Source organism: Mycobacterium sp. TH-M11 (assembly GCF_057473725.1).
Genome location: NZ_JBYCLD010000128.1, coordinates 1 through 9,963, shown reverse-complemented (window position 1 = coordinate 9,963; position 9,963 = coordinate 1). Strand labels below are relative to the sequence as shown.

The window sequence follows — 9,963 nt, the reverse complement described above, 5'->3', positions numbered from 1 at the left end:
CTCGGTCTCGACGGTTACCCCGTGCGCGACGATCCGGCCACCGCCGGGCAAGGCATCGAGGCAGCGCTGCACGACGCCGGGCCGACTGGCGCCGCCGCCGATGAATACCGCGTCGGGAGTTGCCAAGTCGCTCAACGACTCCGGAGCCGTGCCGCAGACCACCCGCAGCGCGGGCACACCCAGCGAGCGCGCGTTGTGGGCGATCCGCTCGGCGCGCACCGGGTCGGCCTCGACGGCGACGGCCCGGCACGTCGGGTGGGCGCGCATCCACTCGATGCCCACCGAACCGGCGCCCGCGCCGACGTCCCACAACACCTGGCCGGGAGCGGGCAACAGTCGAGCCAGGGCGGCGGCCCGCAGATCCCGCTTGGTGAGCTGGCCGTCGTGGGAGAAGGCGTCGTCGGGCAAACCGCTCGCCCAGCCGGCGAGCAGTGGTCCGTTCAGCTGCAGCGCAACGACATTCAGTCGCGGCGAGTCGCCCGCAAACTCGTCGACAGTCGAGTCGTGAAAAGTCTCGAGTTCGCCACCGAGGTTGCCGAGCACCACGAACCGGCTGCCCCCGTACCCGCGAGCTTTGAGCAGACCGGCGAGGGTCGCCGGGGTTTTCTCGTCCGACGACAGCACCAAAACCCGTCGCCCGGGGGCGAGTTCCCGCAGCACCGCGTGCACGTCGCGGCCCACGACGCTGACCACCGCGGTGGATTCGGCCGACCAGCCGAGGCGCGCCCGCGCCAGCGTCACCGACGACAGATGCGGAACGATCGTCACCCGGTCGGCGCCCAACAGGTCAACCAAGGTGGTTCCGATGCCGCTGCGCAGCGGGTCGCCGGAGGCCAGCGCGACCACCCGCCGGCCCGCGAGCCGGGTCAGCAGGTCCGGCAGCGCCGCACTCAACGGGGACGGCCACGGTTGGTGGGCCTGGCCGCCCGCGGGCGGCAGCAGCGCCAGCTGGCGCGCGCCGCCCAACACGACCTCCGCGGCAGCGACAGCGGCTTGCGCGGCCGGCGTCAGCCCGTCCCACCCGTCGGCGCCGACGCCGACCACAGTTACCCGCAGCTCAGAGGTCGGCACGGCGGCGATGCTAGCGTAAGGCCCGCGATGCACCCTGCGAACAGGCGTAATCATGCCCCCAGCTGATCAGCTGTATCCGTTTCCCGCCGTCGTCGGCGCTGATCCCGATGCTCCTGAAGGACTCGGCGACATGGCGATGGCGCTGGTTCTCAGCGCCATCGACCCCGGCATCGGCGGTGTGCTCGTGCGCGGCGAGAAGGGCACCGCGAAATCGACCCTGGTGCGCGCCCTCACCCGGATCCTGCCGCCCATCGACGTCGTCGCCGGGGATCGGTTTTCCACCGACCCGGCGCTGCCGAACCCGACGTCCCCGGACGGGTCTTTCGGCGCGGGCGCGACGAGGGAAACCCGGCCGGTGCGGCTGGTCGAACTTCCCGTCGGCGCCACCGAGGACCGGGTGGCCGGATCGATCGACCTCAAGCAGGCGCTCGGCGAAGGCGTGGTGCATTTCGAACCGGGCCTGCTGGCCAACGCGCACCGCGGCATCCTCTACGTCGACGAGGTCAATCTGCTGCACGACCATCTGGTCGACCTGCTGCTGGACGCGGCCGCGATGGGCACCGTCACCGTCGAACGCGACGGCATCTCGGTCACCCACGCGGCGAAGTTCGTGCTCGTCGGCACGATGAACCCCGAAGAGGGCGAGCTTCGGCCCCAACTGCTCGACCGCTTCGGCCTCACCGTCGAGGTTGCCGCTCCGCGTGACCCGGCGCAGCGCGCCGAAGTCGTGCGCCGGCGACTGCAGTTCGACGCCGACCCGCAGGCCTTCTGCGCGCGGTATGCGAATGCCGAAGAGCGGCTGCGCAATCGGATCCAGCACGCGAGAGCGATGCGGCCCGGGATTCAGCTCACCGACGCCGCACTGCTGCAGATCGCCGAAGTCTGCGCGGCCGCCGGCGTTGACGGGATGCGGGCCGACATCGTGATGGCGCGCGCCGCCGCGGCCCACGCCGCCTGGCACGGCCGCGAACACCCCAACATCGACGACCTGCGCGCCGCCGCCAAACTCGCACTGCCGCATCGCCGTCGGCGCAATCCGTTCGACGCGCCCGGTCTCGGCGACGACGAGCTTGACGACCTGCTGCCACCCGACACCGACCCCGGCCCGGATCCCGACACCGACCCCGACGACCCGGGCGGCGGGCAGGGCGATCCCGAGCCGAATACCGCCGGCGGCCAACAGGGCCCGGCATTGGCGCCACCCGTCGCTGCGGGTGAGCCCTATCGGACAAAGCTTTTCACGGTCAGCGGAGTAGGGGACGGGCACGCCGGACGGCGTAGCCGGGCCCGGACGACGACGGGTCGCCGCACCGGCGCCAGCCCGCACGCCGAGTCGGGCATCCATCTCGTCGAGACGATGCGGGCCGCCGCACCGCATCAAGCCGCACGCGGCCGCCGCGGTGGTCGACTGCTCTTGCAGGGCAACGATCTTCGGGGTGCCGTGCGGGAGGGCCGCGAGGCCAACCTGGTGGTGTTCGTCGTCGACACCTCCGGGTCGATGGCCGCCCGGAGGCGCATGCAGCAGGTCAAGACGGCCATCCTGTCGTTGCTGCTCGACGCCTACCGGCGACGTGACCGGGTCGGTGTCGTCACCTTCCGCGACCGGGCGGCCGAGATCGCTCTTCCACCAACCGGTTCGGTAGACATCGCGGCCAAGCGTCTGGACGACCTGCCGGCCGGCGGGCGGACACCGCTCGCCGAGGGGTTAATGAAGGCGGCCGAGGTGGTGCGGCGGGAACGGCTGCGCGATCCGAGCAGGCGGCCACTGCTCGTCGTCGTCACCGACGGCCGGGCGACGTCGGGACCCGATCCCATCGGGCGGGCCCAGCAGGCCGCCGCGCTGCTGGCGCACGACCGGGTCGACAGCATCGTCGTCGACTGCGAAACCGGGCGCATGCGAATGGGTTTGGCTGCGACCTTGGCCCAGCATCTGGACGCCGAGCATGTGCCGCTTGCGCATGTCAGCGCACACGCGCTGGCCGACATCGTCCGCGGTGCCACAACTCCCGGGGCCGCCTGATGCCGCAGGGCCGGGTCTCGGTCGTACCCGATGACACGCTGACGACGAGGCAGCGCCGTAACCGGCCGCTGCTGATGGTGCACACCGGCAACGGCAAGGGAAAGTCCACCGCTGCCTTCGGATTGGCGCTGCGTGGCTGGAACCAGGGGTTCCGCATCGGGGTGTTCCAGTTTGTCAAGTCGGCCAAGTGGCGCATCGGTGAGCAGACCGTGCTGGAGCGACTGGGTGCGCTGCACACCGAGACCGGCGAGGGTGGTCCCGTGGAATGGCACAAGATGGGGTCGGGTTGGTCATGGAGCCGGAAGGCCGGCACCGAGGTCGACCACGCCCAGGATGCCGCGGCCGGGTGGGCGGAGATCAAACGGCGGATCGCCGCCCAGACGCACGACCTTTACGTGCTCGACGAATTCACCTATCCGATCACGTGGGGCTGGGTCGACATCGACGATGTCGTGCAGACTCTCGCGAACCGGCCGGGCCACCAGCACGTCGTGATCACCGGCCGAAATGCCGACCCCGGGCTGGTCGAGATCGCCGACCTGGTCACCGAGATGACCAACGTCAAGCATCCGATGGACGCCGGCCAGAAAGGTCAGCGGGGCATCGAGTGGTAGCCGCTCTGCCCCGCATCGTGGTCGCCGCGCCGGGATCCGGACACGGAAAAACTACTGTCGCAACTGGATTGATGGCTGCCCTGGCTGCACGCGGGCTGACGGTATCCGGTCACAAGGTGGGTCCTGACTTCATCGACCCCGGTTACCACGCGCTGGCCACCGCTCGGCCGGGCCGCAACCTCGATCCGTTCCTGGTCGGCGAACAGCGGATCGTCCCGCTGTTGCTGCACGGTGCACGGGCGGCCGATGTCGCCGTGATCGAGGGCGTGATGGGGCTTTTCGACGGCCGGTTGGGTACCGCAGGGGAGGCGTCCACCGCGCACGTCGCCACGCTGACGAAATCCCCGGTGCTGCTGGTGGTCGACATTTCGCACGCGTCGCGGACCCACGCGGCGGTGATCGCCGGGCTGGCCGCGTTCGACCCGTCGGTCCGCATCGCGGGCGTCATTCTCAACAAGGCGGGTAGCGCGCGGCACGCCGAGGAGGTACGGGACGCGCTGACGCCCACCGGTATTCCGGTGCTCGGTGTCCTGCCTCGCGACGACAGCATCGAGACGCCGTCACGTCATTTGGGTCTGGTTCCCGCCGCGGAGCGTGCCGAGTCGGCCCAGACCCTCAAGCGGATGGCGGAAGTGGTTGCCGCGCATGTCGATCTCGATCGGGTGCTGGAGTTGGGCCGTAAAGCTGCAACGCTGTGCGGCAACTCGTGGGATACCGCACACGAAATCCAACCACTCTCGGCAAAGCGCCCGGTGATCGCGATGGCCGGCGGACGCGCCTTCACCTTCCGCTACGCCGAAACCGAAGAACTGCTACGCGCCGCCGGCTGCGACGTCGTCGAATTCGACCCGCTGGTGGACGCGACCCTGCCTACTGGGACGGCGGGCATCTATCTCGGCGGCGGATTCCCCGAGGTGCATGCCGTCGAACTGGCCGAGAATCGTTGCCTGATAGCGCAATTGCGGTCCGTCATCGCCGCAGGAATCCCGACTGTCGCCGAGTGTGCCGGGCTGCTCTACCTGTGCCGGTCGCTCGACGGCGTACCGATGGTCGGTGCGGTGCCCGCCGATGCGGCGATGACGCCGCGACTCACTCTCGGCTACCGCAGCGCCACCAGCCCGGCGGACTCACTGCTCGCCGAAGCGGGGGTGAAGGTCACCGGACACGAATTCCACCGCACCGCAATCACTTCCGTCGGCCTGGACGGCCGGTCGGCGTGGCGCCTACCTGCCGGGCCCGACGGCTTCGCCACCCCGACGCTGCACGCCGCCTACCTGCACACGCACTGGGCTGGCAACCCCGCGCTGGCGCAACGGTTCGCGCGCGCCGTGCATGGGTACGCCGACTGCACACGGCCTTGACGCACGGTGCTGTATCTGGGGAAGCATGGCATGGACTTTAATGCCGCACAGTTTATTTGACGGGCTCTGCATGTTCACGGCAAGATCTTGCCGATGGGTCGCGCGGCACAGCTCAGCCATATCGCCGAGCTGCGTGAGCTCATCGACCGGTTGCTACGCCACGCCGACGGTATCGCCGACCACCTGTCCGACTGCCTGCGCGAGCGCAGCAGTCAGCTCTGACTTGTCGCCGCAACTGGAGGCTGTCCGTCACACTCAGTTCAGCTCGGAACTGGTGAAAACCCGGTGCCGGTACCGCCTTTGGCGTTGACGTCGGCGAGGATAGCATTGATCGATACGATCTCGCGCTGCGGCGAGGGTACGAGCGGCAGTACCGGCAGGGAGCCGTCGCGGAACATGCCGACCAGCAGGTCGTCAACCCTCTTGCCCGGTCAGCACATCGACTTGCCGGGCGCTCAGATCAGCTGTATCGGCTGTGCCCAACACCGTGGCTCCGTGGGCCAGGTCTGAGACCAGGCGGCTTGGCTTTCACGCCGCGTGCCACCGGCCTCTGGGCAGCACCGCGCAGGGCCTGGAACCACCTATGTGATGTATGATGTGGTGTATGAAGCGGACGAACATCTACCTCGATGAGGAGCAGACGACGACCCTCGACCGGCTGGCAACACAAGAGGGCGTGTCACGCGCCGAACTGATCCGCCAACTGCTGAATCGCGTTCTTGCCAATGCCGACGACAGCCTCGCCTCGGACCTTGAAGCAATCGAGGAATCGTTCGGTGCGCTGGCTGACATCGAGGTGCCGCTGCGCGGCCAGAGCGGTCGCGAGGACCACCTGGCGCGCATCTGGCGCCGCTCATCGTGATTCTCGTCGATTCCGATGTGTTGATCGCACATCTGCGCGGTGTCGACGCCGCCCGAGACTGGCTCACCGGTGCCCGAAAGCGCGGACCTCTCGCGATTAGCGTGGTGTCGGTCACCGAGCTGATCGGTGGAATGCGATCAGCCGAGCGTCGAGAGGTATGGCGATTGTTGACAGTATTTCGCGCTGAACCCGCGACCGAGGTCATTGCCCGTCGCGCGGGCGAGATGATGCGCCGATATCGCAGCAGCCACAACGGTATCGGCCTCGGCGACTACTTCGTCGCAGCGACCGCCGACGTCAAGGGCCTCGAGTTGGCAACCCTCAATGTGCGCCATTTCCCCATGTTCAAGGACCTGCTGCCGCCGTTTGCCACCACGCCTGCGTAGCGACTTCAACGGCAGCGGTGCAGAATCCGGCGCCGGCGGTACAGGTGATTGATAGCTGGCGACATACCGCGGAGGTACTGGCTGACCCCGAGTTGACTGCGGTGCTCAGCGGGCCCAGCGTCGGCGACTTCGGGCGAGTTCCAAAGCCCAGCCGCGGGTAACGGATTGGCGCCCGAACGTGGTGATCGAGTCGCACCGCCAGCTGGCACGGCCGCCGAGTGGGAGCTTCGATTCGCGACCAGTGAAGCGGTGAAGGGCTGGCGGCGCTATGTCGGCAGGCCCTGGCCACTACCGCGGTGGCGTGGCAAGAACTGCGTTCCCGGCTGGACAATCCGATGGCGACCGGCCAACACCACCGACCCGTTCGCTCTGAATGCCCCCGAACAATCGAGTGTGCATCGTGGGCGTCGAGCGTGCATCGTGGGCGGGAAAAGGCCGAAAATCCCGCCCCTTGCGCACACTCGAAGCCGTCAGTGCACACTCGACGCCAGTAGCCCGAAAGCGGCAACCGGACGACCAGCCGACACCAGCCACCTTATGGGACCGGCCGCGGCGAGTTACATTGCGCGCGTAGCCATTCAACGGCAGCCTCGACATCGGACACCACCGCCACGCCGGGCGACTCCGCGGGCCGGCGCACGATGACGACCGGGATGCCCAGCTCGTCGGCGGCCTGCATCTTCGGCCAGGTGTACTCACCGCCGGAGTCCTTGGTGACCAACACATCCGCGCGATGCTCACGTAGCAACGTCAACTCGGCAGCCAAGGTGTAGGGCCCGCGATCGTGGACCAGCTGCCAGGCCAGCGGCAACGCCACGTCCGGGTCGTCGACGACGCGCGCCAGCACCGCGTGCGACTCGAGCGACCCGACGAACGCCGCGAGCTGCTGGCGACCGACGGTCAGCACCGGCCGGACGCCCAGCCGTCGCGCCTCGTCGGCGGCCTCGCCGTGCGAGCTGACCCAATGCCAGGACGGCGTGGCCCGGTCGGCCCAGCCGGGGCGTTGCAGCCGCAGCAAGGGCACGGACGCATCGGCGCAGGCGCGCACGGCGTTGGCCGAGATGGTCGCCGAGAAGGGATGGGTGGCGTCGAGCACGACGTCGAAGTCCGCCAGTGCTTTTCGCAGCCCGTCGACACCGCCGAATCCGCCGACCCGCACCCGGCCCTGCGGCAGTCGCGGCCGGGCGACCCGGCCGGCCAGCGAGCTCGTCACGTCGACACCGTCGTCGACCAAGCGGGCCGCCAGCGCGCGGGCTTCCGACGTCCCGCCCAGCAGCAGCACCCGCATCAGTGCCGCCGCAAAAGGTAAATATCCATCACGAAGCCGGCTTCGGTGCGGGCCTGCGAGCGGGCCTCGGCGATCCGCCCCGCGACGTCGCCGACCCGCCCCGACACCAGGCGCTCACCGGTAGCGCCGAGATTGGCCGCCCACCACACCGACCAGTCGTCCAGGCCGGTGAGGTCGAGGCGATCCGGTGGCGGATTCAGCATCGCGACGATGTTGTCCTGCCCGGCCGCGACGGCGTCCTGCAGCAGGCGGCCGGTGGTGACGTGCACCGGGCGGCCGACCTCGTGCAAGACGATGCGATGACGGGCGGCGAGCAGTTGCGGGGCACTGATTCCGGGCAAGACGTCGAATTCGACCGGCACGCCCAGCTTCTGGATCTTCTCGACCACGCGGATGGTCGAGTCGTACAGCGACGGGTCACCCAACACCAGGAAAGCCGCGGTGCCACCGCGCGCACGCAGCACGTCGGCGTAGGCCTTGGCGCGCGCGTCGTGCCAGTCGGCTACCGCACGCTGATAGCCCTGATCGGTCAGGCCGGTCGATCGATCCCGCTCCGGATCACGCACCGCCACAACGTCTACCGACCCATCGGTGTGCGCCTCGATGATCGCCCAGCGCAGCGCCAGGAGTTCGTCGTCGGCACCTTTGATCGAGGCCAGCACGTAATCGACCGACCGCAGCGCCTCGGCTACCTCCGGCGTGACGTGCTGGGGCCCCATGCCGACCCCCAGGATTCGAACCCGGACTGGCTCAGGCACCGGCGCGGTCCTCGATGTCGCCTTCGACCTCCAGGTAGGCCTGCCGCAGCGCGGCCAGTGTCTCCGGTGATGGATCGGCCCACAGGCCACGGTCGGCGGCCTCCTGCAGACGTTCGACCATGCCGTGCAAGGCCCACGGGTTGGACGTGTCCAGGAATTCCCGGGTCTGCGGGTCGAGAACGTAAGATTGGGCCAGCTTTTCATACATCCAGTCCGCCACGACGCCCGCGGTGGCGTCGAAGCCGAAGAGGTAGTCGACGGTGGCGGCGAGTTCGAAGGCGCCCTTGTAGCCGTGCCGGCGCATCGCCGAGATCCACCGCGGGTTGACCACCCGCGCGCGAAACACCCGCGCGGTTTCCTCGGCCAGGCTGCGGGTGCGCACCGCGTCGGGCGTGGTCGAGTCGCCCACGTAGGCCTTGGGATCCGACCCGGTCAACGCGCGGATCGTCGCGATCATCCCGCCGTGGTACTGGAAGTAGTCGTCGCTGTCGGCGATGTCGTGTTCGCGGGTGTCGATGTTCTTGGCCGCCACCTTGATTCGCTTGTAGTTGGTGCGCATGTCATCGGCTGCGGCGGCGCCGTCGAGCCCGCGACCGTAGGCGAACCCGCCCCACGCCGTGTACACCTCGGCCAGATCCTTGTCGTCACGCCAAGTGCCCGCTTCGACCACCTGCAGGATGCCCGCGCCGTAGGAGCCCGGTTTCGAGCCGAAAACCCTTGTGGTGGCGCGTCGTTGATCGCCGTGGTCGGCGAGGTCGGCGCGGGCGTGGGCGGCCACGTAGTTGTCAGCGTCGGGTTCGTCGAGCAGCGCCACCATCTGCACCGCGTCGTCGAGCATCATCACCACGTGTGGGAAGGCGTCGCGGAAGAACCCGGAGATGCGGACCGTCACGTCGATGCGGGGCCGGCCCAGTTCGTCCAGCGGGATCACTTCCAACCGGCTGACCCGTCGCGACGCCTCGTCCCACTCTGGCCGAACACCCAGCAGCGCAAGCACTTCGGCGATGTCGTCGCCCGAGGTGCGCATCGCGCTGGTGCCCCACACCGACAGCCCGACCGACTCGGGGTAGCTGCCGGTGTCGCCGAGGTAGCGCTGCAGCAGCGACTCGGCCATCGCCTGGCCGGTCTGCCAGGCCAGCCGCGATGGCACCGCCCGGGGGTCCACGGTGTAGAAGTTGCGGCCGGTCGGTAGCACGTTGACCAGACCGCGCAACGGCGATCCGGAGGGGCCGGGCCGCACGAAGCCGCCTGCCAAAGCGGCCATGACAGCGTCGATCTCACCCGCGGTGCCGGCCAGTCGCGGTACCACCTCGGTCGCGGCGAAGCGCAGCGATGCCCGCACGTCCGGCGCCTCGTGCAGCGTGTCGACGACCCCGGCATCCCAGCCGGCGGCTTCCATCGCCTCGACGAGTGCGCGGGCCTGGTTCTCGACGTCGTCCACCGCGGTGAGCTCGGCGCCCTCCTTGAGGCCGAGCGCGGTGCGCAGTCCCGGGACGGCATGGTCTTTGCCGCCCCAGACCTGGGCCGCCCGCAAGATCGCCAGCACCAGGTTGACCCGCGCCGGCCCGGTTGGCGCCTGGCCCAACACATGCAGGCCGTCGCG

At 69.2% G+C, this 9,963-nt stretch carries 10 protein-coding genes; 6 read left to right on the top strand and 4 right to left on the bottom strand.

Going from position 1 to position 9,963, the window contains the following annotated elements; translation table 11 throughout:
* The coding region (cbiE, locus tag AC2VOG_RS05690) for a precorrin-6y C5,15-methyltransferase (decarboxylating) subunit CbiE (protein ID WP_486938947.1) at positions 1-1,071 on the bottom strand (1,071 nt) is incomplete at its 3' end.
* Positions 1,072-1,123: 52 nt separating this feature from the next.
* Here cbiE and AC2VOG_RS05685 point away from each other — a divergent pair.
* From AC2VOG_RS05685 to AC2VOG_RS05660, 6 genes are all read left to right on the top strand, one after another.
* The gene (locus AC2VOG_RS05685; protein ID WP_486938946.1) at positions 1,124-3,091 is read left to right on the top strand and encodes a VWA domain-containing protein; all 1,968 of its coding nucleotides are present in this window, start codon (positions 1,124-1,126) and stop codon (positions 3,089-3,091) included.
* The gene (cobO, locus tag AC2VOG_RS05680) at positions 3,091-3,705 is read left to right on the top strand and encodes a cob(I)yrinic acid a,c-diamide adenosyltransferase (protein WP_486938945.1); all 615 of its coding nucleotides are present in this window, start codon (positions 3,091-3,093) and stop codon (positions 3,703-3,705) included. The genes AC2VOG_RS05685 and cobO overlap by 1 nt, the downstream gene beginning before the upstream one ends.
* Positions 3,699-5,066 carry a cobyrinic acid a,c-diamide synthase CobB gene (locus tag AC2VOG_RS05675; RefSeq protein WP_486938944.1) on the top strand — a complete coding sequence of 456 codons (1,368 nt, stop codon included), beginning with the start codon at positions 3,699-3,701 and terminating at the stop codon, positions 5,064-5,066. The genes cobO and AC2VOG_RS05675 overlap by 7 nt, the downstream gene beginning before the upstream one ends.
* A 93-nt stretch (positions 5,067-5,159) precedes the next feature.
* The gene (locus AC2VOG_RS05670; RefSeq protein ID WP_486938943.1) at positions 5,160-5,288 is read left to right on the top strand and encodes a hypothetical protein; all 129 of its coding nucleotides are present in this window, start codon (positions 5,160-5,162) and stop codon (positions 5,286-5,288) included.
* A 382-nt stretch (positions 5,289-5,670) separates the two neighbouring features.
* Positions 5,671-5,928 (top strand): ribbon-helix-helix domain-containing protein, encoded by a 258-nt coding sequence (locus AC2VOG_RS05665; RefSeq protein WP_486938942.1) that lies wholly within the window; start codon positions 5,671-5,673, stop codon positions 5,926-5,928.
* Entirely contained in the window at positions 5,925-6,314 is a 390-nt protein-coding gene (locus tag AC2VOG_RS05660) for a PIN domain-containing protein (protein ID WP_486938941.1), read from the top strand. The genes AC2VOG_RS05665 and AC2VOG_RS05660 overlap by 4 nt, the downstream gene beginning before the upstream one ends.
* 535 nt (positions 6,315-6,849) lie before the next feature.
* Here the strand turns inward: AC2VOG_RS05660 and AC2VOG_RS05655 are convergent.
* The 3 genes from AC2VOG_RS05655 to AC2VOG_RS05645 form a co-directional block, all read right to left on the bottom strand.
* Positions 6,850-7,602, bottom strand: coding sequence for a cobalt-precorrin-6A reductase (locus AC2VOG_RS05655; protein WP_486938940.1), 753 nt, complete (start codon positions 7,600-7,602; stop codon positions 6,850-6,852).
* On the bottom strand, positions 7,602-8,360 hold the full coding sequence (gene cobF, locus AC2VOG_RS05650) for a precorrin-6A synthase (deacetylating) (RefSeq protein ID WP_486938939.1): 759 nt from the start codon (positions 8,358-8,360) through the stop codon (positions 7,602-7,604). The genes AC2VOG_RS05655 and cobF overlap by 1 nt, the downstream gene beginning before the upstream one ends.
* Positions 8,353-9,963 (bottom strand): cobaltochelatase subunit CobN (locus tag AC2VOG_RS05645; protein ID WP_486938938.1); only part of this gene is annotated, 1,611 nt, incomplete at its 5' end. The genes cobF and AC2VOG_RS05645, both read right to left, overlap by 8 nt.

Bases quoted from the DNA above. Each gene is read 5' to 3' on its own strand.
- AC2VOG_RS05655 (WP_486938940.1), bottom strand. From the start codon at position 7,602: ATGCGGGTGCTGCTGCTGGGCGGGACGTCGGAAGCCCGCGCGCTGGCG.
- AC2VOG_RS05665 (WP_486938942.1), top strand. From the start codon at position 5,671: ATGAAGCGGACGAACATCTACCTCGATGAGGAGCAGACGACGACCCTC.
- AC2VOG_RS05670 (WP_486938943.1), top strand. From the start codon at position 5,160: ATGGGTCGCGCGGCACAGCTCAGCCATATCGCCGAGCTGCGTGAGCTC.
- AC2VOG_RS05685 (WP_486938946.1), top strand. From the start codon at position 1,124: ATGCCCCCAGCTGATCAGCTGTATCCGTTTCCCGCCGTCGTCGGCGCT.
- cobO (WP_486938945.1), top strand. From the start codon at position 3,091: ATGCCGCAGGGCCGGGTCTCGGTCGTACCCGATGACACGCTGACGACG.